The organism is Cyclobacterium lianum, from assembly GCF_900143075.1.
Taxonomy (GTDB): Bacteria; Bacteroidota; Bacteroidia; order Cytophagales; family Cyclobacteriaceae; genus Cyclobacterium; species Cyclobacterium lianum.
The window spans coordinates 127806-149481 of record NZ_FRCY01000011.1; the positions used below are offsets into that span (position 1 = coordinate 127806).

General features: G+C 45.1%; 22 protein-coding genes. 11 read left to right on the top strand and 11 right to left on the bottom strand.

Features of this window, described 5'->3' with window-relative positions; all coding sequences use genetic code 11:
• Positions 1-32: 32 nt before the first annotated feature.
• Together BUB19_RS16930 and BUB19_RS16935 are read left to right on the top strand one after the other, a co-directional pair.
• A complete protein-coding gene (locus BUB19_RS16930) occupies positions 33-719 on the top strand; it encodes a response regulator transcription factor (RefSeq protein ID WP_073095961.1) in 687 nt (228 codons plus the stop codon).
• A gap of 5 nt (positions 720-724) precedes the next feature.
• Positions 725-1780 (top strand): sensor histidine kinase, encoded by a 1056-nt coding sequence (locus BUB19_RS16935; RefSeq protein WP_073095962.1) that lies wholly within the window; start codon positions 725-727, stop codon positions 1778-1780.
• Positions 1781-2463: 683 nt separating this feature from the next.
• Here BUB19_RS16935 and BUB19_RS16940 read toward each other — a convergent pair.
• Both BUB19_RS16940 and BUB19_RS16945 read right to left on the bottom strand, forming a co-directional pair.
• Positions 2464-2787, bottom strand: coding sequence for a nucleotidyltransferase domain-containing protein (locus tag BUB19_RS16940; RefSeq protein WP_073095963.1), 324 nt, complete (start codon positions 2785-2787; stop codon positions 2464-2466).
• Positions 2784-3203, bottom strand: coding sequence for a nucleotidyltransferase substrate binding protein (locus tag BUB19_RS16945; RefSeq protein ID WP_073095964.1), 420 nt, complete (start codon positions 3201-3203; stop codon positions 2784-2786). Before BUB19_RS16945 ends, BUB19_RS16940 begins: the two co-directional genes overlap by 4 nt.
• Before the next feature lie 322 nt (positions 3204-3525).
• Between BUB19_RS16945 and BUB19_RS16950 the strand changes: the two genes are divergently transcribed.
• Positions 3526-4239, top strand: a complete 714-nt coding sequence (locus BUB19_RS16950) for an RluA family pseudouridine synthase (RefSeq protein WP_073095965.1) — start codon at positions 3526-3528, stop codon at positions 4237-4239.
• 159 nt (positions 4240-4398) lie between these two features.
• On the opposite strand, the gene BUB19_RS16955 is transcribed toward BUB19_RS16950, so the two are convergent.
• Positions 4399-5592: a DUF4221 family protein gene (locus BUB19_RS16955; protein ID WP_084097404.1), complete on the bottom strand. Its 1194-nt coding sequence runs from the start codon at positions 5590-5592 to the stop codon at positions 4399-4401.
• Positions 5593-6161: 569 nt separating this feature from the next.
• On the opposite strand from BUB19_RS16955, the gene rplM reads away from it, so the two are divergent.
• From rplM to tsf, 4 genes are all read left to right on the top strand, one after another.
• Complete coding sequence (gene rplM, locus BUB19_RS16960) at positions 6162-6605, top strand: 50S ribosomal protein L13 (RefSeq protein ID WP_073095966.1); 444 nt, start codon at positions 6162-6164, stop codon at positions 6603-6605.
• A gap of 13 nt (positions 6606-6618) precedes the next feature.
• A complete protein-coding gene (gene rpsI / locus BUB19_RS16965; RefSeq protein WP_073095967.1) occupies positions 6619-7005 on the top strand; it encodes a 30S ribosomal protein S9 in 387 nt (128 codons plus the stop codon).
• Between the two features lie 46 nt (positions 7006-7051).
• Positions 7052-7813 carry a 30S ribosomal protein S2 gene (gene rpsB, locus BUB19_RS16970; RefSeq protein ID WP_073095968.1) on the top strand — a complete coding sequence of 254 codons (762 nt, stop codon included), beginning with the start codon at positions 7052-7054 and terminating at the stop codon, positions 7811-7813.
• Positions 7814-7921: 108 nt separating this feature from the next.
• On the top strand, positions 7922-8752 hold the full coding sequence (gene tsf, locus BUB19_RS16975) for a translation elongation factor Ts (RefSeq protein WP_073095969.1): 831 nt from the start codon (positions 7922-7924) through the stop codon (positions 8750-8752).
• A 546-nt stretch (positions 8753-9298) separates the two neighbouring features.
• On the opposite strand, the gene BUB19_RS16980 is transcribed toward tsf, so the two are convergent.
• The 4 genes from BUB19_RS16980 to BUB19_RS16995 form a co-directional block, all read right to left on the bottom strand.
• Positions 9299-9712, bottom strand: coding sequence for an NUDIX domain-containing protein (locus BUB19_RS16980; protein WP_073095971.1), 414 nt, complete (start codon positions 9710-9712; stop codon positions 9299-9301).
• 164 nt (positions 9713-9876) lie between these two features.
• Positions 9877-10377, bottom strand: a complete 501-nt coding sequence (locus BUB19_RS16985; RefSeq protein WP_143156074.1) for a hypothetical protein — start codon at positions 10375-10377, stop codon at positions 9877-9879.
• 103 nt (positions 10378-10480) lie between these two features.
• Positions 10481-11329 (bottom strand): lysylphosphatidylglycerol synthase transmembrane domain-containing protein, encoded by an 849-nt coding sequence (locus tag BUB19_RS16990; protein ID WP_073095981.1) that lies wholly within the window; start codon positions 11327-11329, stop codon positions 10481-10483.
• Positions 11310-12263 (bottom strand): glycosyltransferase family 2 protein, encoded by a 954-nt coding sequence (locus BUB19_RS16995; RefSeq protein ID WP_073095982.1) that lies wholly within the window; start codon positions 12261-12263, stop codon positions 11310-11312. Before BUB19_RS16995 ends, BUB19_RS16990 begins: the two co-directional genes overlap by 20 nt.
• A gap of 197 nt (positions 12264-12460) precedes the next feature.
• Here BUB19_RS16995 and BUB19_RS17000 point away from each other — a divergent pair, with 197 nt between their 5' ends.
• Together BUB19_RS17000 and BUB19_RS17005 are read left to right on the top strand one after the other, a co-directional pair.
• Positions 12461-13555, top strand: coding sequence for a Gfo/Idh/MocA family protein (locus BUB19_RS17000; RefSeq protein WP_073095983.1), 1095 nt, complete (start codon positions 12461-12463; stop codon positions 13553-13555).
• 79 nt (positions 13556-13634) lie between these two features.
• Positions 13635-15308, top strand: coding sequence for an ArnT family glycosyltransferase (locus tag BUB19_RS17005; RefSeq protein ID WP_073095985.1), 1674 nt, complete (start codon positions 13635-13637; stop codon positions 15306-15308).
• A 60-nt stretch (positions 15309-15368) separates the two neighbouring features.
• Here BUB19_RS17005 and hpf read toward each other — a convergent pair whose 3' ends face one another.
• From hpf to rpsU, 3 genes are read right to left on the bottom strand one after another with little or no spacing between them, the layout of a single operon-like run.
• The gene (gene hpf, locus BUB19_RS17010) at positions 15369-15674 is read right to left on the bottom strand and encodes a ribosome hibernation-promoting factor, HPF/YfiA family (RefSeq protein ID WP_073095986.1); all 306 of its coding nucleotides are present in this window, start codon (positions 15672-15674) and stop codon (positions 15369-15371) included.
• Positions 15675-15705: 31 nt separating this feature from the next.
• Complete coding sequence (locus BUB19_RS17015) at positions 15706-16590, bottom strand: tyrosine-type recombinase/integrase (protein ID WP_073095988.1); 885 nt, start codon at positions 16588-16590, stop codon at positions 15706-15708.
• A 56-nt stretch (positions 16591-16646) separates the two neighbouring features.
• A complete protein-coding gene (rpsU, locus tag BUB19_RS17020) occupies positions 16647-16841 on the bottom strand; it encodes a 30S ribosomal protein S21 (protein WP_073095989.1) in 195 nt (64 codons plus the stop codon).
• Positions 16842-16973: 132 nt separating this feature from the next.
• On the opposite strand from rpsU, the gene galE reads away from it, so the two are divergent.
• Together galE and BUB19_RS17030 are read left to right on the top strand one after the other, a co-directional pair.
• Positions 16974-17999, top strand: coding sequence for a UDP-glucose 4-epimerase GalE (gene galE, locus BUB19_RS17025; protein ID WP_073095991.1), 1026 nt, complete (start codon positions 16974-16976; stop codon positions 17997-17999).
• Between the two features lie 13 nt (positions 18000-18012).
• Positions 18013-20307 (top strand): GH92 family glycosyl hydrolase, encoded by a 2295-nt coding sequence (locus tag BUB19_RS17030; RefSeq protein ID WP_073095993.1) that lies wholly within the window; start codon positions 18013-18015, stop codon positions 20305-20307.
• Between the two features lie 289 nt (positions 20308-20596).
• Here the strand turns inward: BUB19_RS17030 and BUB19_RS17035 are convergent, their stop codons facing one another.
• Positions 20597-21532 carry a hypothetical protein gene (locus BUB19_RS17035; RefSeq protein WP_073095995.1) on the bottom strand — a complete coding sequence of 312 codons (936 nt, stop codon included), beginning with the start codon at positions 21530-21532 and terminating at the stop codon, positions 20597-20599.
• Positions 21533-21676: the final 144 nt, after the last annotated feature.

A 21676-nucleotide genomic window follows, 5' to 3' on the forward strand; every position in this document is an offset into this window, starting at 1 on the left:
TTACATTACTGTTGTTTTTACGTTACAAAGCAATGAGTGAGAAACAGAAATTAAAGGTATTGGTAGTAGATGACGAAGAGGACATCATCGAAATACTCAGGTACAATCTGGAGAAAGAAGGCTACGAGGTCAGTACTGCCGATAACGGCGTCAAAGCCGTCAAAAAAGCAATTTCCTTCCAGCCAGATATCATCTTGCTGGACATCATGATGCCCAACCAGGACGGCGTGGAAACATGCCGGCAAATCAGGGAGGTGCCCGAGCTGAAAAACACTTTTATCATTTTTTTGACAGCACGTTCCGAAGAGTACTCCGAGGTGGCAGCCTTCGACGTGGGCGCAGACGATTATATACACAAACCCATCAAGCCCCGGGCATTGATAAGCCGTATTGCAGCGCTTTTTCGCCGGGAAAATAAAAAAGAAACCGACGCTAACCATATCGCTGTCAGAGACCTGATCATCGACAGGAGCAGTTACACGATCAGTAAGGACGGTCAGACCATTATTTTGCCAAAGAAGGAATTCGAATTGCTTTACTTCCTCGCCAAAAATCCCAATATGGTCTTTAGCCGGGATGAATTGTTGAAAAATATTTGGGGAGCGGATGTTTTTGTGCTGGCCAGAACCGTGGATGTGCATATCAGAAAGGTCCGGGAAAAAATTGGCGATGATTATATTTTTACGGTCAAGGGAGTAGGCTATAAATTTAACTTATAAGAAACATGGTCAGTACCTCCAGGGGAATCGCTTTGCTACTGTCTTCATCTATAGCCTTGTTGCTGGTAGCATTTCTATCCCTTATGGACGAAACCGGAGGACTGGTTTTGCTGGTTACCGCAACCCTTTCATTTTCTATCAGCTACCTGCTGATTCATCTCAGCCTGGAATTTCTGGTGTTCAGGGAAATCAGCAACATCTATAATGTGTTGGAAAAAATACAGAAAAAAGATGTTACCATCAAGGCTACCAAAAAAATGAAAGCCTCCCTCCCTCCGCTGAGAAGCCTGCAGGCCAATATCAACGCTTATGCAGCGGCCAAAAACAGGGAGATAGAAACCCTACAAAAAAACGAGACTTTCAGGAAGGAGTTTATCGCAGATATTTCTCATGAATTGAAAACCCCGATCTTTGCCGCGCAGGGCTATATCCATACCCTGCTGGACGGAGCGATGGAAGACCATTCGGTGAGGGACAAATTTCTGAAACGGGCCGCCAAAAGCCTGAACAACCTGGAAAACCTGGTGCAGGACCTGATCACCATCAACCAGATAGAAAGTGGCTTTATCCGCTTTCATCCGATCAATTTTGATCTAAGAGAGTCCATTCTGGAAGTCATCGAACAGTTGGAAGGGAAGGCCCAGAAGCGGGGGATCAAAATAGATTTTCAGTATGATGCGGACAGCTCTTATATCAGCTACGCCGACCGGGATAAAATTTATCGGGTACTTCAAAATCTGGTGTCCAATGCCATCAAATACAACAAGGAAGAAGGGAAAGTAACCATACAATTGAGTCACAATAAAAACCACCTGAGCATTAAGATCAAGGATCAGGGAGCAGGCATCCATCCGGACGATTTGAAACGCATCTTTGAGCGGTTTTACCGGGTAGAAAAAAGCCGGTCCAGAGAAAAGGGCGGCACCGGTCTGGGCCTGGCCATTGTCAAACATATCCTGGAAGGGCATAAAAGCAAAATTTCGGTCAGTTCCATTGTAGGGAAAGGTTCGGTTTTTAGCTTTGACCTGCCGGCAGGAAATAAAGAAGTACCTCCGGGATAGAAAGATTAAACCTACGCAAGTCCGAATAGAGTGGGAACCTGTCGATTTGCGCTATTCATTAAAGACCTGAGATTGGGTTTTGAGTGTCAAAAAACCGATTAAATCGTGATTGCAAGAATTAAATGTTTTTATAAATGCAGAAATTGGGATGACGATAGGTTATTTTAAATATTTGCGAATATAAATTTGCTCGTATTACCAGGATTATGGCTTAAAATCAGCCTTTTTCCTTCTATTCTCTGTACTTTTTCCTTGATGAAAAAGTACCAAAAAATCAAGACAAAAAAATCCTTCACGCCGCAAACCTCCTGCGCACCCCGGTTTTTTGTCGGGCCTGCGCTCTTTGCGTAATTTAAATATAAATCTTCATTTTTTATTGGACTCTACTTTTTTAAAAAGTGGTTTTATCCACGTCATCATAAGACTTAAAATTATTCAAAACGCAAGAAGCATGATGATGATTATTTTTAATATATTGATTTTCAACGATTTGATAAACCCGTCATTGGTAAGCCTTTTAGGTTGGATTAGGAGCTGGTAAAGGGTATGGCAGCATCGTCTGGCTATAGATTCCCACGGCTTTCACCGCTCAAAACCCTCTCCAAGCCTCGGAATAACGGTTTTCCCCCGAAATTCGGTCGAACTCAATTCATCAATGGTTTTTGTAGCGTCTTCTCTCTCCACTACTCCTTTACATAAAACAGCTTGCCTACCCGATCGATATGATCCAGCAAGTCGGTATTTTTAATTTTATGCCGAATGGATAAATCAATATGGTAGGGTAGCAGCAGCTCATCCAATTCGGTGTCAATTTGGTTAAGCAAGGTAAGCGTGAGTAGCCTTCCTTCCAGAGTGCGGTCAATGTCAGAACCCTTGCGAAAATTACCTTTGGCACGGGAACCATAAAGAATGGCCTTTTCGATCTCAGGGTACCGGGAAAATACCGATTGTATTCCTTCAATGGACATCGCAGACAAGCCTGTATCAGAAAAGCTTAGCGTAATCATCGTTTCTCTAAATCTATTTCCTCCATTTTGGCCATGAAATCAGCAAAGTCTTTGAAATATTGCGCTGCGATTTTTTGGGCTATCTCAGCAGCAATCTCCTCATTATAGGTATGACTGCTCCTATTTCGGCTTTTTATCATATCCATCCAAATCTCTTCATTCTCAATTAACCCGTTTTTGAAGGCTTCCCGGGTGGCATCTCTAGGTCCACGGATTTCGGGATTCCCCTGGTAGAAAAAGAAATCTTTCATCACCAGCCAGGCAAGCTCGTGGGTGTATTCAAAGGATTGTATGAGGCCTTGTTTTTCTAATTGGCTCAATTCCCGCGTATTGGCAAGTCGTACCGCCGCTTCAAGCTGTTTTAATGCTTTTCTGTAATTTGAAAACCGTTGTTTCCAGCGTACGTCATTTTCCATGGTACCTATTCACTAATAGCAATCTAATGGACCTCAGATTTTTTTTTGTAGCCCTTTCAAAGCACCTAAAGGTTATTGTTCCATGGGACAATAACTCAACCCGAAATTGAAGCAGGTAAATTAATCATTTCGGATGGGGAAACAAACGGCAGCCAGGCCTTTTCCCTGTTTTTTGCAGGAAAATTAAATTATCATACCTTATCCTTTTAGCAGTCAAGTGCCTTTTTCGCAGCAGAAAACCAACTGAAATCCTGCCCCTTTATTCACTTTTGATTTTTTTATACCCGCTAATTTCGGAACTTCGGGCCGAAATAAGGGAGGCATGAAAAAAATAGACTTTACATCACTGATATTGCTGGAAACGGAGGACTACATCATCGTGAACAAACCTCCTTACTTTGCTACCCTGGAAGACCGGCATGAGGCGCAAAACATGCTTGCCCTGGGAAAGGAGTATTGGGAGGATTTGCAGGTCTGTCACCGGCTGGATAAGGAAACCTCCGGTTGCCTGGTCTTTGCCAAAAACCCGGAAGCTTACCGGCATATTGCCCTGCAATTCGAAAACCGTACCGTAGAAAAAGTATACCATGCAGTAGCCGAGGGCATTCACAACTTTGATGGGGTGCTGGTAGACCGCAACCTGACGGCCAGCAACAAGGGGATCGCCCGCATTGCAGCACAGGGAAAACCAGCGCAAACCCTTTTCAAAACCCAGAAAACCTATTTTTCCCACAGCCTGATCGCCTGCAAGCCGATCACCGGCCGGCTGCATCAGATCCGGGTACACCTGGCCTATCTGGGTGCCCCCATTTGCGGGGATACGCTGTATGGCGGCAAGCCCCTCTACCTGTCCCAGCTTAAGCGAAAGTTTAACCTGAAAAAAGACACCGAGGAACGGCCGATCATGCAGCGGGTTTCCTTACATGCGCAGTCCATCAGCTTTCAGGACCTGGCCGGTGAGCCCATTACCGCAGAAGCCCCCTACCCCAAAGATTTTGCCGTATTGATCAATCAGTTGGAGAAGACGAGTAGGTAGCAGCGGAATCAGGTTGGAAAAGATCGGATTTAATTCTTAATTTGTTTGATTAAGCGATTGAAAGACACACTATATACGCCCCACCGCAATCGTCCTCGCAGCTCGATAAAAAAGGCATTCACATCAAGGAAATGAATGTCAAATACCTGCTACCCATTTTCATTTCTCCAGATCAAATTGTACGACCTTATACCTCAATTGACTTTCATCAAAATCAGGATGAAATTCATTGTTAATCGAGACATACAATCCTTCCTTTCCTACAAAATGATTGGCATGTCCATATACCTCGTATGCATCAAAAGGGTGATGCCCAAGCACCTGCAGCTCCTTATCAAAGACCGTGATCCCCGTATAGGGTCTGGACCAGTTGAGGTTGCTGAGGTCCTCAGCGGATAAATCCTCTCCCGGCTCGAATCCAGGAAAGAAAAAGCGGTAAAAAACATCCCTGTAGGGATCAAATAGCAAGGTACCGTAGCGATCGTGGATTAAACGGGCCATATCCGCTTCTGCAGCACTGGAAGGAAGGGAATTGATAACCTGAAAGCTGCTGATTCCCGGAGAGGAGACCGGTTTCCGCATGACTATTTCTCCTGAATGCATATCAAAAACCTGAATTTCATCGTGGTATATGGGTGCCAGATATAGTTTATCTTCCCGTTTCGCCCAGGAAAAGTCTGCCCTTCGTTTCCCGTATTGCCAATAATCCGGTGGATAATAAACCTCGTGCCAGCGCAGGGAATCGGCATCCATATCATAACTGTATATCAGGGGGTGGTCAAAGATCGCTTCAGCATTCATTTTGTGGTGATCCGTAAAATGGGGCTGGGCACCAAAAATCATGTTCTGATGCTGAAAAAGAGGCCTTTTTTGATTCGCTTCCAGCAGAGGGATGCTCAATCGTTCATCTTCAATCTCCTTTTTGAACAAAAGCCCTCCATCGAAATTCATCAGGCCTATTGCCGGAGGAGAAAAGGTAAAGAAGATGGAATCTTTGGAAATGAGCGTCCCGCCGGTGGAACCACGTAAATTACCCGGTCCTTCCATGGGAACATCAATTTCATGAAGCAGTTTACCCTTGGGGAATTCAAAAAATTGAAGGCTCTTTTTGATGCCATTAAAAAGGAAAAATACGTTCGCAGAATCTGATTCTACCAATTGAATGGTTCCTGGGTTGGTAAAAACCGAATCCGATATATCCATGGTAAATACCTCTGAGTGGCTTATCCGAATATTGCTGGTATCTGTTTTACAGCCTGGAAAAAAAATCAAGAAGAGCATGGCGCTTACCAAGCCGTGAAAGTTTTGCCAATTCAATTCTCTTTCCCATTTTTTTTGCTTGTTCCAATGCATAAAAAATAATATGGGGAAAATAATACAAAAGAAAAATAGATTTCTATTATTTTTATTGTTTTAGTTAAACTAGGACTAATGGGTTTACTGATTAAAACAAAAAGGATTAACCCTCTCTGGGAGAAGTAAAAAACATTAACCTCCTATCCATTTTGGTAAGCCAATGAGGCAAATGAATTTGCGGTTTTACTTTACCTCAAATTCCGAAAAACGTGCTCTGTTGAGCAGATAAGGCCATTGTAGTTGCTACAAAAACAGTTTTAACCCAATTATTCAAAGTGAGGTGAAAAATTAATAAGGATTGCCCGTTCACAGTCCAATTAGGCTAAATTCGTAACAACTGCATTGCTGTTTTGTGGAAAATGAGTTACTTGATAATTAGACCTGGCAGGTTTTGGAAACCTGACAGGTCTGGAAAAGGACAAGCCTTCTCCGGCGGCCCTATTCTTGTGAAAATAAGGCAGTAAACTTTAGATTCCTTTGCAATTAATGGAATTTACTTCTATCTTTGTGTCCCTTTTTGAGGGTGAAATGTATTTAACAAGCTAATAATTAAACATTTACACACAGTGAATACTTTAAGCTATAAGACCATATCAGCAAATGATGCCACGGTGGATAAAAATTGGGTGGTAGTGGATGCCCAATCTCAGGTGCTGGGTAGATTTGCGAGCGAAGTGGCGAAAATGTTGAGAGGGAAGCACAAGCCAAACTTTACCCCTCATGTGGATTGTGGTGATAATGTGATTGTCATCAATGCCGAAAAAATCAGACTTACCGGAAGGAAGTGGAACGAAAAAGTATATGTGCGCCATACGGGCTATCCCGGAGGACAACGTATCGCTACTCCCAAGATTCTGATGGAAAAGGCTCCCAGAACCCTGGTAGAAAAGGCTGTAAAAGGCATGCTGCCCAAGAACAGGCTGGGTAGAAAAATGTACACCAACCTGTATGTGTATGCCGGTTCGGAACATCCCCACAGTGCTCAGAAACCAAAAGAAGTAAAACTTTAATGCTAGCCCGTAAATGGAAGTAATTAACAAAATCGGAAGAAGAAAAGAATCTGTAGCCAGGATTTACCTCAAGGCCGGAAATGGCAACATCACCGTAAACAAAAGGGCATTGGAAACCTATTTCCCTTTTGAGTTGCACCAGATCGTGGTGAAACAGCCTTTGGCATTGGTCAATGAAGACGGTGCCTATGATATCAGCATCAATGTAGATGGCGGCGGTATCAGTGGTCAGGCAGAAGCGATTCGCATGGCCATTTCCAGGGCCTTGTGTGATATCAACGAAGAGCACAGAACTCCCCTGAAAAAGGAAGGATTTCTTACCCGTGACTCCAGAATGGTGGAACGTAAGAAAGCTGGTCGTAGAAAAGCAAGAAGAAGATTCCAGTTCTCCAAGCGTTAATTCTGGAATTTCTTTCCCAATCGAAATATCAAATCAATATTTATAAATGGCCAATATAGAATATAAAGACTTACTGGATGCTGGTGTTCACTTCGGACACTTAACAAGAAAGTGGGATCCTAAAATGGCACCCTATATCTTCATGGAGAAGAATGGGATCCATATCATCGATCTAAACAAAACGCTCGTTTGCCTTGAAGAAGCATCCAACGCAATCAAGCAGATCGTACGCTCAGGCAAGAAAGTAATGTTTGTAGCGACAAAAAAACAAGCCAAGGACCTGGTAGCAGAGGAAGCCAGAAGGCTGAAAATGCCTTATGTTACTGAAAGGTGGCTGGGCGGCATGATGACCAATTTTGCCACCATCCGAAAGTCCCTGAAGAAAATGTCTACCATAGACAAAATGTCAAAAGACGATTCTTACAGCAACCTGGCAAAAAAAGAGCGGTTGATGATCAGCCGTCAGCGGGAAAAACTGGAAAATGTATTGGGAGGTATTGCTGACCTTACCCGTCTTCCTGCGGCTCTTTTTATCGTAGATATCAAAAGAGAACACATCGCCCTTTCTGAAGCTAAAAAACTAGGTATTCCTGTTTTTGCGTTGGTAGATACCAATTCCAACCCCAACGAGGTGGATTTCCCTATCCCTGCCAACGATGATGCCTTTAAATCCATTTCATTGCTGGTGAAAGCATTTGGCGCTGCCATAGAAGAAGGTTTGTCCGAACGCAAAAAAGACAAGGACGAAGCCAAGCTTTCTGAAGAAGAGGAAGCAAAAAAAGCAGCCGACGCTGAAACCAACGAATAATCCACATTGACATCGTATTTACAATTATTGGACACTGGCGCAGGCCATGTGTTCAATTTTTGTTTTACTGTCAGCACCTAATTTTCTATCAACAAAAAACATAAACCAATGGCGATTACTGCACAAGAGGTAAATAAATTGAGACAAAAGACCGGCGCAGGTATGATGGACTGTAAGAAAGCCCTTACCGAAGCGGACGGAGATTTTGAAAAAGCTATTGATATCCTGAGAAAAAAAGGACAGAAAGTATCCGCTTCCCGCGCAGACAGGGAAACCAAAGAAGGTGTGGTGGTTACGCATGTCAGCGAGGACAGCAAAACCGGAACCCTGATCTCTCTGACTTGTGAAACAGACTTCGTGGCCAAAAATGAAGAATTTTCCGCTTTCGCCAATGCGATTTTGGAAAAGGCCGTTGCGGCCAATGCCTCCAGCATTGATGAAGTAATGGCGTTACCCTTCGAGGGCATTACCATCGGTGAAAAAATCACCGAAATGACCGGCAAAATCGGGGAAAAAATTGAAGTTTCCCATCTGGAAAAAGTCTCCGGAGAGGTAGTGGAACCCTATGTCCATTCCAATGGCAAATTGGGGGTACTAGTAGCGCTCACCAATACTGGTGGAGCAGACGTCTCTGATGCGGCTAAAGATGTGGCCATGCAAATTGCTGCTATGAGTCCTGTAGCCGTGGACAAGGACGGTGTGGATGCTTCAGTAGTGGAAAGGGAAATTGAAGTAGGTAAAGACCAGGCCAGACAGGAAGGCAAACCCGAAGCCATGCTGGAAAAAATTGCGCTGGGCAAATTGAACAAATTCTACAAGGAAAACACTTTGCTGAGCCAGGCCTTTGTAAAGGACAGTAGCCAGACCATTGCACAATACCTGGACAGCGTAAACAAGGGATTGACGGTAGCTGATTTCAAGCGGGTTTCTATCGGATAATTTATCTTGTTAAAATATATGGTAACAAAAAACCTGACCCGTATCGGTCAGGTTTTTTTTGACTTTTTTCTCAGGGCCATGTCTCGAATTAGGCTCCTTAATGGGAAAAGTCCGGTGTCTGAAAAGGAAAACGAATCCCCTTCAAAAAAATCCCAGCGGGTTTAATAAAGGGAATCAAAAATAATACAAAAAAATCCCCCTTGCCCCCTTAAAAGGGGGATTTTGTCCTGGTGCGATTTCATGTGTATGCGCTGACCTGCTGGTTTTGGTAGCTGAAGGTTAGCTTAAGAATCCATTTCCAACCCTTACCAAAATTCTTTGCGTGCTTTGTGCCTCCTTCGTGACTATTTTTTTCAATCTCTGGTCCTAAATGTGAAAAAAAATCCCCCTTGCCCCCTTGAAAGGGGGATTTGTACCAGGGCGATTTTATAAGGCTTTTCTGACTGACGATATTCCTGGCGGGATGATCATGGTAGTACCCCTAACCTCACTACACAAATTCTTTGTGGGCTTTGTGAATCCTTCGTGTGCTTTGTGACTAATTTTTTATATCAATCCGGCGGCCTGAACCATTTTGAGGTGATCAAAGGCCAGGTCTGGTAATTCAGCAATCGGAAACCAAATGGCCTCACTACTGTCCGATCCTGCCCTCGGGCTAAGCTGTTCCTTTAGGGAAAAGTAAAAGGACACGCTTACCATCCAGCCACGTGGATCCCTCCCTTTTTCGGCGAAAACTCCCAGCATTTTTTCCCCGGTCAGATCCAGGTTGGTTTCCTCTTTCAGCTCTCTTCTGCAGGCATCAGCGGGCAGCTCGAACTCCTCCACAAAACCTCCGGGAAGGGCCCATTGACCCTTAAAAGGTTCATTCTTTCGTCTGATCAACAATATCCGGTTTTCCAGTACATCATGGACGACGGCATCGGTACTCAGGGCAGGTCGGGGATAGTCGTATTCGTACATTTTACGCCAGCTGATTTGGTGAATAATAGTCCAAAAGTCGCGCAATTTTTGCTCTTAAAAAAATGGTGCCTTGATTTCTCTCAAATAGCACAAACCTCCATAGCGTCCAACGGAATCGAAAACTACCTTTCCGTTAAAAGGAAAGGTAGTCTTTATTTCAAAATTTATGATGCTGTTTCCAGATCAATTTGAATGATGTACGGCTTTGGCGTTCCATCGGAGGGCTGTCCGAGATCTTCACCATCGGTGTCGGTTCCTTCGTAGGTATATACATCACAGCCGCTGGTGTCAGTCATGGTGACTACAAAATCAAAGCTTACCGACTCGTCGTCCGCCAATACCAATTGAAATTCCGTATTGCCCTCCAGGCTTTCTTCTGCTGCCTCCATGGACTCAATAAAAGGTACCTCTTCAGACGTTTCTTCCAGTGTTACCGTAAGCTCAACCCAATCGTTGCCATCCTGATAAAAAAGCGCAAAGTCTGCCAATTCGAAATCTGAATCTTCATCCAGCAAGTTATTATCATCCATATCGGTGACGATCAGGCGCAATGGCTCCAGCGTTTGATCGGTACAGGGTTCCTCATCCTCATTGCAACTCACCAAATTTAAAATAAGCAAGCCCGAACCTAATAAAAGCGTAATTTTTTTAAGCGTAGTAATCATTTTCTTGATTTTTTTATGGTTAACTAAAACAAATGAGCGCTCATTGTCCTCCATACGAGACAAGGTCCCGGAATGCTACAGCCCTACCACGAAAAATTTCTTTTTATTCCCTGTACTTAAAAAAAACACCACTGACTGAGGTCATTACCGTCACCAAAAAAAACAACAGGCTAAAGGCTACCGCCACATTCTGGTTGATACCCACATATTCGTGGGCCAATACAAATACCAATTCCCTTGCTCCCACACCGCCTATGGTCAGCGGCAGGACAGAGACGGTGCTGGAAACCAGAAACACAAAAAGGTAAGGAATAAACTGCTGTCCTACACCCAAGCTCATCAGGATAAAAAAGGCACTGAAGAGTTGCAATACCTGGTTGAGAAAGGAATATCCGGTGCTGGATGGAATGGAGCCCATAAATGGCCTGAAAAACAAATACATGACCAGATAAAAACCAAATGGCAGCAATACCAGGCCAAGCCATCCCAACCAATAAAAAGGAAGAAAGAACTCCAGTCGGATATTGACAAAAAGCATTAAGGCAAACATCAGCCAAAGCAATACCGCCAGGCCATTTCCCCTGTCCAGCACGACACAGTTGATCAACTGCTTTACCGGCGTTTGGTGCAACTTGTTGAGCAAATATACTTTATAGCCATCTCCGCCAATCCCACCCGGTAGAAACAGGTTGTAAAACATGCCTATGGCATAGAGCTTCAGGTTCTTTGTTTCTGTAATTTGCAGTCCAATGTCTTTAAAATAAATATTGAGCCGAATCGCACTGAATACTTTAGATGCAATGAAAAAAAGCCATGCCAGCAGCAGCCAGCCCGGGTGCGCTGATTGGATGACCTTCCAGGTGGCTTTGGTATCGATTTTATTGAAAACCAGATACAAGGCGGCTCCCGTCAGCAGAACCTTGAGTAAAAATTTAATCCTCTTTTTTACCAATTTGATGAATGGCTTTCAGGGTGTAGGTTTTTTTATCCTGTGACTCAAAATAGGTTCTGACGATGATTTCAGCGACAATTCCCGTAGTGATCAACTGAATGCCTCCCAGCACCAGAATGGAGCCTACCAAGAGTATCGGCCGGCCCCCTATATCTTCTCCCATCAGCTTCTCCACCAGTAGATAAAAATTGACCAACACACCTAAAGCCAGAGACAATAAGCCCAGCGTACCAAAAATATGGATAGGACGCTGAAAATACTTTTGGAAAAAAAGCATCAGGATCAGGTCCGCAATTACTTTAAAGGTGCGGCTCAAACCATACTTGGAAGTACCATGGATGCGCGGATGATGTCTGACATCCACTTCTGTCATCCTTGCCCCCTCCTGCCTGGCGAGCACTGGGATAAAACGATGCAGCTCACCATATAAGCCCATATTTTGGGCAATATTTGCTTTATAAATCCTCAGGCTGCAGCCATAATCCGAGAGGTATACTCTTGTCGTGGTGCGGATCAGCCAGTTGGCTATCTTGCTGGGCAACTTCCTCAGTACAAAATCGTCCTGCCGGTTGGCCCTTCTCCCCGCCACGACGTCCCAGTCCCCTTTTTTGGCCAGATCCAGCATCATGGGGATATCACCGGGGTCGTTCTGCAGGTCTCCGTCCATGGTCACAATATACTGTCCCAGGGAATGGTCTATACCGGCGGCCAGCGCAGTGGTTTGTCCATAATTCTTATTGAAAACCAAAATCCGGGTTTTTTCATTTGCCAATATTTTCATCTTTTCTACAGACCGATCTGTAGAACCATCATCTACCAGAATCAACTCATAGGAAATGGGAGCAAGGGAAGTGTAAATGGCTTCGAGTAGGGGTGGGATATTCCCTTCTTCATTAAAAATAGTTACTACTACAGAAATCTCAGGCTGGCCCATATTTTAAAATTTAGGCGAAAATACGTCTTTTTGCAAGTTACAACAAACGGGACAGCCAAAACCTTCCTTCCAAACTGGTTTGTGGGCAGCCCAGAGGTAGGCCTGCAAGTTTGTCCGGAGGATAAAATTCCCTATATTAACTGTGAATTTAAAATCAACTTTTCATCTCATTTGATCAAACCAAAAATATAAACCTGATGAACTTAAAATCCCGCAGAAATGCCCTGAAAACCCTGGCGCTGGGCGGCAGTCTGGCCCTGGTAAATCCCTATGAAATCCTGGCCCGCAAAAAAAAGCAGAAAATCGGTGTGGCCCTGGTCGGCCTGGGCTATTACAGTACTGATTTGCTGGCACCGGCCCTGCAGCAAACCGAGCATTGCTACCTGGCCGGGATAGTTACCGGCACGCCATCCAAAGCAACAGCCTGGCAGGAGAAATATAAGATTCCTGAAAAAAACATCTACAACTACCAGAATTTTGACAGCATAGCAGACAATCCGGACATTGATGTGGTTTATGTAGTCCTGCCACCCTCCATGCACGCAGAATATACCATCCGGGCGGCCGAAGCAGGAAAACATGTCTGGTGCGAAAAACCGATGGCTGTTACCAGCCGGGAATGCCAGAACATGATCAATGCCTGTAAGAAAAACAAGGTGCAATTGACCATCGGCTACCGGCTACAGCACGAACCCAATACCCAGGAATACCGCTCAATCATCCGGCAAAATAAGCTGGGTGCGGTAGAACACGTGGATTGTGCTGCCGGCTACACGGAAAACAGAACCGATCACTGGAAACAAAAGAAAGAAATGGGAGGTGGTGTCATCTATGACATGGGTGTATATTCCATACAGGGAGCCCGCATGGGTACCAATATGGAGCCCCTGGCAGTGGTATCTGCTAAAGCCATTTCTACCCGTCCGGAAATTTACAAGGATGGCCTTGCAGATGTGGTAGAGGCCAGGCTGGAATTTCCGGGCGAGGTATTCGCTGATATCAAAACCAGCTTCGCAGAAAACATCAATTACCTGACTGTGGAGTGCGAGGAAGGCGATATCGAAATGAAACCCTACTCCGCTTATGCTGGAGTGAAGGGAGAAAGCCCTCTGGGTGAGATCAACCATCCCTATCAGGTGCCCTGGCAGCAGGCCAAACAGATGGACGACGATGCCCTGGCCATTCTTGAAAACAAGCCACCACTGGTTCCCGGAGAGGAAGGGCTGAGAGACATACAGATCGTAGAGGCCATTCTCAAGTCCGCTGAAACCGGCAAACGGGTGAAAATTTAATTTATTCATTTGCTTTTGGGAAGAAAAGCCTTCCCAAAAGCCTACTTTTTTTAATTTTGCGCATCTCAATTTTTACGCCATGCACCTACCTGAAAAATGGACCAACGGCTATCTGCTTCCAACATTGGCTTTTCTGATGCTGGTTGGCCCCTTTGCGCTCGATTTTCACCTGCATTATCCAGATGAAATGTACTATACCGATGCAGCCATCCGGATGATGCAAAACGGTGATTACCTCACTACCTACCTTGGCGATGGGATGCTGCGCTTCAAAAAACCGATACTCCCTTACTGGTTCGTACTTGCCGGCTTCAACATTTTTGGTGTTTCGGCATTGGGTTCCCGTATATTTTTTCTGCTTGCCGGAGCAGCCATCATTCCTCTGGTGTACCAGATAGCCAGGTTGATCAGTGATCACAAAAAACTCCCGGTATGGTCGGCCTGGATAGCAGCTACGCATCCGGTGCTCATTTTCAGCAGCACCCGGTCCATTCCGGACATACTGCTGGCACTATTTATGACCTGTGCGGCGCTGGGGGTCACCGGCTTAATTCGATATGGGGAAACGGCCCCAAAAAAATACCATTGGCTGCTGTACCTGGGACTGGGTCTGGCATTCGAGGTCAAGGGGCTTCCGGCCGCTGCGCTGGGATTGATTGCTATCGCTTATGTGTGGATCAACCCCTGGAGACCTGTCCCCTTAAAGCGGCTATTGTACCTCCCTGCCATGCTGAGTGGTGTAGGGATCGCCCTATTCTGGTTTGTGGCCATGTATCTTAAATTTGGGCCGGTTTACCTGAATTCATTTTTTGAAGACCAGGTCGGCATGCGTGTGGGAAGCCGGGTCTGGCTGATTGTACGCCACCTGGTATTCGCATTGGTGCTGATGATGGGTTTATTTTTCCCCTGGTTCTTGATGGGGGTCAAAAGAATTGGTAAAAACTCAATGGCTGTCTTTCGGGAAAACCGGGCCTTTATTGGATTTATATTGGTCTGGGTGCTGTCGATCGTATTTATGACCGCCCTGGTATCCAAATTTTACGAAAGGTATCTGCTCCCTGTCACTCCACTGGCCGCCGTTAGCCTGGCCTGGATCCTGCTAAAAAAATGGCCTGATGCAAGCCCGAAGCGCTGGACAGCCTGGTTTTGGATGTTTATTGGACTCAATGTGTTGCTACTGTTGGTGGCCCTGTTTGCCAATATTGGGTTGGGTAGTCCTGTATGGGTTTTTGTTCAGTGGTGTGCAGGACTGCTGATGAGCCTGATGCTGATCAGCGGACTTCGGAAAGGCCTGCCTCCACTGCTACTGCAAGGCTTGTCCATTCTATTGATTTTCTTTAACCTTTCTCTGGTCTCGCATCCCCTGTCCATACCCCACCAGGGCCGGCAAATGCAGGCCTTTCTTGACGATCATCCAATACCCCCTGACAGTCACATTGCCTTTTTGGGGCATGTTCACTATGCCAGTAAAATTAGAATCGGGCTGGGGAAAGCCTATCAGGTAAAATCCTTCAAGCGCCTGGAAGATATTCCGGATGCTTATTCATTTATCATTTGTGACCAGAAAAACAGCGAAAATCTGCCGGCAGATGCTTACCACATCCAACTTGCCAGCCTGAACTGGGATCCCAAATATGTGGACAAAATGATAGGCGCCATTCTTAACGGATCTACTGAGGCGGAAAAATTGAAGTGGGGAAAAAAATATTACTGGGCGGAAAAAATTAAGCAGGACGAGAGTTCAAACCAGTAGTATGTCAGGGACATTGTAAAAAAAGCTGCCCGAAGGCAGCTTTTTAAATTCCTGATGGTTTTACTGTTTAGCGAGCACAAGTTTCTCTTTGTACTTTTTAATTTGTCTTCTCAATGCCTCAATGGCGTCATCTGCTGCAGCTTCAAAAGAATCGTTTTGGCTTTTTGCAAAAAGTTGTTTACCAGGTACATTCAGTTTGATTTCCACGATTTTGTTCTCACTTTTATCATTTTTGTCCAGTCTCATAAAAACCTCCCCGTCAATAATCTGATCATAATAGGTATCCAGCTTATCGGCCTTCTTCTGGATAAAGTTGATCAATTTCTGATCGGCGTCGAAATGAATTGAATGCATTTGTAATTTCATAGTAATCAATTTTTAAAAGTTTGACTTTTATTTACGCTTTAGGATGTGCCTGTTCGTACACAGCCTTCAGTTTCTCTATAGAATTATGGGTATAAACCTGTGTAGCAGCCAGACTTGCATGACCCAAAAGATCTTTAACGGCATTGAGGTCTGCTCCTTTATTGAGCAAATGGGTGGCAAAAGTATGTCGCATCAAATGGGGACTTTTTTTGGTTGTCTGTACAAAAATTTCAAGGTATTTTCTGACAATCCGGTAAATCATCATAGGATAAGCTGCTTCCTTGTTTAATTTAACGATAAAATAATCATTTCCGTCTACTAATGAAAATGTTTCTTTAAATACTTTTTGATAAGAAATAATATTCTTTTGAAGCCTCGGAGAAATGGGAATGATTCGGTATTTCTTGCCTTTTCCCAATACTTTTAGCTGGCTTTGAGCAAGGTCTATTTCCTTCCACTGCAATCCGATCAGTTCCGATAGCCGCATTCCGCTGAGGTACAATATCTCCAATATCATACGGTCCCGCTGCCCCTCAAATCCCGCTTCAAAATTGGCTTCATCGAGCAAATCTCCCATCTCTTTTTCAGGTACAAAGGAGGGGAGCTGCCTGCCTTTCTTCAGGGATTGGATCTTAAATGTAGGATCTCTGCTGATGACCTCAGATTTCAATAAAAATTTGTAAAAAGACCTCAACGTTGCCATCTTTCGGTTTACGGTGGCTGCGGAATGCCCTTCCTCTATCAGGTCTACCATCCAGGCCCGAATCTCCGAATGTCCGGCGTCCTCGGCTTGTGCTATTCCAAAAGCCGTTTGTAGAAAGTCCAAAAAAGTCTCCAGGTCTCTGCGGTAGGCCAAAACGGTATGGGAACTGGCCCTCTTTTCGTTTTCCAGGAAGCTTATAAATGAAAAAAGCATATCAGTGAATTTACACACCAATATGCTCAATAGTTTTATGAAAAAGAAAGGATTTCTTATTTTCCTTCCTGCTCCTGCATTCTCTGTTTGTAGGCGGCTTTAATCACTTCCGTCCTCCGCGTAATGGATGGTTTCTCGAAATGCTGCCTGCTTCTCAATTCACGGATGACTCCGGTTTTATCAAACTTCTTTTTGAAACGCTTCAGCGCTTTTTCGATTGATTCGTTCTCTTTAACGTTTACTACGATCATATAATACACCTCCTTTCAGCATGCAAAGGTAGAAAAAGTAAATGATAATAAAAAAGATTCAGCACTATTAACTTTTCCTCACATTTTAACCCGTTTTTTTCCCTGCATGTGGATTAAATTTTATCTTTGGTCATGGAAAAAATTTTAATTACGGGGGGAGCCGGATACATCGGTTCCCATACCGCAGTAGCTTTGTATGCGGCCGGTTACCAACCCATCATCATAGATGATTTTTCGAATTCTGAAAAGAAAGTACTCCAGGGGCTAAGAAAAATTACCGGAAAGGAAACACCCTGTTATACGGGTGACTGCAACAATCCGGAGCTGATGGAGAAAATTTTTACCGAAAACAAGCTGTCGGGCGTAATCCATTTTGCGGCATTTAAAGCGGTAGGAGAAAGCACGCAGCAGCCCCTGAAATATTATAAAAACAACATCAATTCCCTGCTGGTGCTTCTGGAGACCATGGCAAAGCATGGAGTAGCCAATCTGGTTTTTTCCTCCTCCTGCACCGTATACGGTCAGCCAGACACCCTCCCTGTTAAGGAGAGCACGCCCAGGAAAGATGCCGAAAGCCCCTATGGCAACACCAAAAAAATCTGTGAGGACATATTGGCAGACCAGGTAAAAAGCAAAGCAGCACTTTCAGCCATCGCTTTGAGGTATTTCAATCCGATAGGAGCCCACGAATCTTCACAGCTGGGAGAGCTGCCCATAGGGGTGCCTGCCAATCTGGTACCCTTTGTCACCCAAACCGGTGCGGGTATACGCAAAGAATTGACCGTTTTCGGGAATGACTACGATACCCCTGACGGAACCTGTGTGAGAGATTATATCCACGTAATGGATCTCGCTGAAGCGCATGTGAAAGCCATCACCTATCTGAAAGGCCGGAAAGCACCGTTTTATGATTGGTATAATGTGGGAACAGGTAAGGGCAATACCGTCATGGAGGTGATCGAAACCTTTGAAAAAGTGAGCGGAAAAAACCTTCACTATACGATAGGTCCAAGACGACCCGGCGATGTGGTAAAGGTCTGGGCCGACACAGAAAAAATCAATCGGGAACTGAATTGGACCGCCCGCTTTACACTGGAGGATGCCCTCAGAGATAGCTGGAACTGGCAATTGAGTCTGAGGGAAAATTCCCCATCCTAAAATTAAGAAAACCATGCAGTCATTTGTTTGCAGAATACTATGTATTTTCGGATTGGTTTCCATGCTCTCCTCTTTTCAGTTAAAACCGGAGCCCGTGGACCTCGTTTATCCATTACTGGATGCTGCCAACTCCCGTTGGTTTTATTTCAGTGCTGCTACCCGACCATTCGGCATGGTCAACCTCAGTCCCGACCATGAAATAGACGGTGCATGGAACAGCGGTTACCGATATGAAGCAGATACCATCAAAGGCTTTAGCCATATCCATGCCTGGCAGCTCTCCGGCGTTTCCCTGATGCCGGTAAGTTATTCCGAAGCACCGGAAAAGCTCATCGCAGACTACTATTCTCCCTACAGCCACGACAAGGAAATGGTGAGGGCGGGATACCATCAGGTGTTTTTGGACCGGTATGGCATTGAAGCAGAGCTTACGGCCAGTCATCGGGTAGGCATGCACCGGTATCGGTTTCCAACCGGACAAGAAGCGGGTGTTTTGTTTCACCTTGGCGGTATGCTGGGACCCAGTGAGATGGCAAATGGACAGCTAAAGCAAACCGGGAAAAGAACTCTTGAAGGACAGGTTACGAATACCCCTACATCCAGAAGACCCAAGCCCGTAACCGTTCATTTCCAGGTAGCTTTCGACAGAGATATTATCCACTGGATTTCCTCCGATAGTCTCCCCCACATTATTGTAGGTTTGGGCGAAACCAGGGGCGAGCCGGTACAGATGAAAGTGAGCCTTTCTTATACCAGTCCTGAAAATGCAGCCCAGAATATGGTGGCTGAAATTCCGCACTGGAATTTTGACCAGGTAATGACCGAAACAAGGGAAGTTTGGAGTGAATTGCTAAGCAGGATTGAAATATCGGGCAATACTGTCGATCAGCGACGGCGGTTTTATACCGATCTGTGGAAAGCGCTGCAGGGTCGCAGGACCATAAGCGATGTCAACGGCGCCTACCCGGACAATACCGGTGATACTTTCCGCATTGGGCAACTCCCCCTGGATGATACCGGGCAGCCATTGTTCAGACATTTCAATTCGGATTCGTTCTGGGGTGCACAATGGACAATCGCCGTACTTTGGTCTTTGGTTTATCCGGATATTGCAGAAGAGTTTGCCAATAGTTTTGTCCAATATTACAAAGATGGAGGCTTGATCCCGCGGGGACCCTCAGGTGGCAATTATACTCATGTGATGACGGGCGCTTCCTCCACCCCGTTTTTTGTCGGTTTGTATCAGAAGGGGGTCCGGGGGTTTGATGTGGACCTTGCTTATGAGGGCTTGAAGAAAAATCATCTCCCCGGCGGGATGATGAGCAAATCCGGTTACGAACACCGGACAGCCAGTGGTGGCAATGTGGAAGACTACATGGACAAAGGGTATGTGCCCTACCCCAATCCCAAAGGCCGTTTTGGTGGCCATGAGCAAGGAGCCGGGCAGACGCTGGAATACAGCTATCAGGACTGGACCCTGGCGCAGCTGTCCAGGGCTTTGGGCAGGAAGGAAGATGAGGCCATGTTTTTGAGTCGCTCGCAAAATTATAAAAACGTGTATGACGCCAATTCCGGCTGGATGCGACCCAAAAACGATAAAGGACAGTGGTTGGAGCCATTTGACCCCTATGACTATGGAAAGGGCTTTGTGGAGGCTAATGGCGCGCAATTTACCTGGTTCGTACCTCATGACATTCCCGGATTGGCACAGTTAATGGGTGGCAAGGAAAAAGCAGCAGCCAGACTCAACAGGCAGTTTGAAGAGGCAGAAAAACTGGGATTCACTTCCGGAACTTCCCATGCGGTAGAAACCCACCCCGAATACCGTCGGATCCCGGTCAACTATGGCAACCAACCTTCCATGCAGATGGCCTATGTATTCAACCATTTGGAACGGCCGGACCTGACCCAGTACTGGAGCAGAAAAGTACTGGAAAGGGCCTTTTCTGCCTTGACACCGCACCTGGGATACAATGGCGATGAAGATCAGGGCTTGATGGGTTCATTGGCGGTATTGATGAAGCTGGGGTTGTTTCAAATGAATGCCGGTACAGAAGAAAACCCCATTTACGAATTTGGAAGCCCTATTTTCGATAAAGCTGTAATAAAATTGCATCCGCACTACTACCCCGGAGGCACCTTTACCATCCAGGCAGAAAATAACGGAGAAAACCACTATTACATTCAAAATAAAACCTTCAACGGCACAGAGTTAAATGAAATGGGGATCCGGCACGATGCATTGGTAGGTGGGGGGATTTTGAAACTAGAAATGGGAAGCAGGCCCCAAAAGATACCATCAAAATAAGCCTAGGAAAACATCTAAATCTGTCAAGTGGTAAATGCTTTGGGCCTGCCGCATATACCCTTGGAGTAGATTAAAAAACCACAAATAATCATTTTGCATAAAAGTACAGGTCATGAGGGTATAACTCGCATCTAATAATGTCACTCGGGGCAGTGAAAATTGGTTTTTGCCCGGAACCAGGCCGTCCACATGATGATTTTTGGTTCGTCCCCTCAGGGCTAATGTAATAACAATCGATTGCAGGTCACTAAATACCGCTTGCTTGATAAATAAGGATTTAGCGGAATAATTACTCCGGTGTCAGGACTTTTTCGTAGCGGTACAATACTGGTTCCACACGTAGCTTTTTCTCACTGAGGGTAAAGTAAGCCTGCCCGCTTGGCGTAAATGCTATCGCTTCCCCCTGGGGTTCTGGCTCGTAGGGCAGTAATTTGGGTTGTTGCTTTAAGGTCTCTTCAAGCGATTCTCCCGGCTCACGATTCCAGTAATAAACTACCCAGTAATTTTTGATCAGAATCTGCCGCCCATCGGCAGAAATATCTCCGCCCACGGAAAGCGTAATCGGCATATCCATTACCCTCTCCAGGGTCACCTTATTCCCATCGACCAAATCGGGTGCTGCTGCCTTGTAAAGTGTATTACTGGCATCTCTTTTGGTCAAAACATACAGGTGTCCTGTCAAGGGATCGATAAACATTGTTTCTGCATCTTTGCTGCCATCAGGGTATTTCAATACTATTTTTTCCGGTACAACCAACAATTTCTCCTCGGGGTCAAGGGCCTCCGGTTCAGGGATCCTATAAATGATCAGTTCGGAATACCGACTGAAATTATCACCAATATCACCGATATACAGGTAAGACTCTCCGGCGTCAGGCCCCGGCCCGATAGCCAGGTCTTCCCAGTCTCTGTTACGGACACCGTCAAGTCGAATGGAGCCAAGATAATTCCCGAGGGTATCCAAGGCATAGATTTCTGCTGCTCCATCACTGTCATTGTGTACAAATATATGTCCCGGATATTTTTGAGAAACTACCATGCCACTGGTCTCGTCGATGAAATCTTCTTCTATCCGACTAATTTTTTGGGGTCCGGAAAAAATGGTATACTCCACCTGAGGATTGATCCTCATGTCATACTTTTTTTGCAGCTTTTCTGAAAGCAAAAAAGGTATGATGGAAAATAGAAACAACAACTTCAGAAGCATCTCAATAAAAAAACCCATACTTGCTTAATATTTCATCCACCTACCGGAGAAGAGTCCGGTAATCATAAAAAGATTTACACTATATAGCCAAATTACAAATATACAGTAATGTATTTTGAATCAACGTAAACGTTTTTGATTTGTTTCGAACGCCTCATTACT

Excerpts from the sequence above, each read along its gene's own strand:
- BUB19_RS16930 (WP_073095961.1), top strand. The coding sequence starts at position 33 with ATGAGTGAGAAACAGAAATTAAAGGTATTGGTAGTAGATGACGAAGAG.
- BUB19_RS16935 (WP_073095962.1), top strand. The coding sequence starts at position 725 with ATGGTCAGTACCTCCAGGGGAATCGCTTTGCTACTGTCTTCATCTATA.
- BUB19_RS16940 (WP_073095963.1), bottom strand. The coding sequence starts at position 2,787 with ATGATTACGCTAAGCTTTTCTGATACAGGCTTGTCTGCGATGTCCATT.
- BUB19_RS16945 (WP_073095964.1), bottom strand. The coding sequence starts at position 3,203 with ATGGAAAATGACGTACGCTGGAAACAACGGTTTTCAAATTACAGAAAA.
- BUB19_RS16950 (WP_073095965.1), top strand. The coding sequence starts at position 3,526 with ATGAAAAAAATAGACTTTACATCACTGATATTGCTGGAAACGGAGGAC.
- BUB19_RS16955 (WP_084097404.1), bottom strand. The coding sequence starts at position 5,592 with ATGCATTGGAACAAGCAAAAAAAATGGGAAAGAGAATTGAATTGGCAA.
- rpsI (WP_073095967.1), top strand. The coding sequence starts at position 6,619 with ATGGAAGTAATTAACAAAATCGGAAGAAGAAAAGAATCTGTAGCCAGG.
- rpsB (WP_073095968.1), top strand. The coding sequence starts at position 7,052 with ATGGCCAATATAGAATATAAAGACTTACTGGATGCTGGTGTTCACTTC.
- tsf (WP_073095969.1), top strand. The coding sequence starts at position 7,922 with ATGGCGATTACTGCACAAGAGGTAAATAAATTGAGACAAAAGACCGGC.
- BUB19_RS16980 (WP_073095971.1), bottom strand. The coding sequence starts at position 9,712 with ATGTACGAATACGACTATCCCCGACCTGCCCTGAGTACCGATGCCGTC.
- BUB19_RS16985 (WP_143156074.1), bottom strand. The coding sequence starts at position 10,377 with ATGATTACTACGCTTAAAAAAATTACGCTTTTATTAGGTTCGGGCTTG.
- BUB19_RS16995 (WP_073095982.1), bottom strand. The coding sequence starts at position 12,263 with ATGGGCCAGCCTGAGATTTCTGTAGTAGTAACTATTTTTAATGAAGAA.
- BUB19_RS17000 (WP_073095983.1), top strand. The coding sequence starts at position 12,461 with ATGAACTTAAAATCCCGCAGAAATGCCCTGAAAACCCTGGCGCTGGGC.
- BUB19_RS17005 (WP_073095985.1), top strand. The coding sequence starts at position 13,635 with ATGCACCTACCTGAAAAATGGACCAACGGCTATCTGCTTCCAACATTG.
- hpf (WP_073095986.1), bottom strand. The coding sequence starts at position 15,674 with ATGAAATTACAAATGCATTCAATTCATTTCGACGCCGATCAGAAATTG.
- BUB19_RS17015 (WP_073095988.1), bottom strand. The coding sequence starts at position 16,590 with ATGCTTTTTTCATTTATAAGCTTCCTGGAAAACGAAAAGAGGGCCAGT.
- rpsU (WP_073095989.1), bottom strand. The coding sequence starts at position 16,841 with ATGATCGTAGTAAACGTTAAAGAGAACGAATCAATCGAAAAAGCGCTG.
- galE (WP_073095991.1), top strand. The coding sequence starts at position 16,974 with ATGGAAAAAATTTTAATTACGGGGGGAGCCGGATACATCGGTTCCCAT.
- BUB19_RS17030 (WP_073095993.1), top strand. The coding sequence starts at position 18,013 with ATGCAGTCATTTGTTTGCAGAATACTATGTATTTTCGGATTGGTTTCC.
- BUB19_RS17035 (WP_073095995.1), bottom strand. The coding sequence starts at position 21,532 with ATGGGTTTTTTTATTGAGATGCTTCTGAAGTTGTTGTTTCTATTTTCC.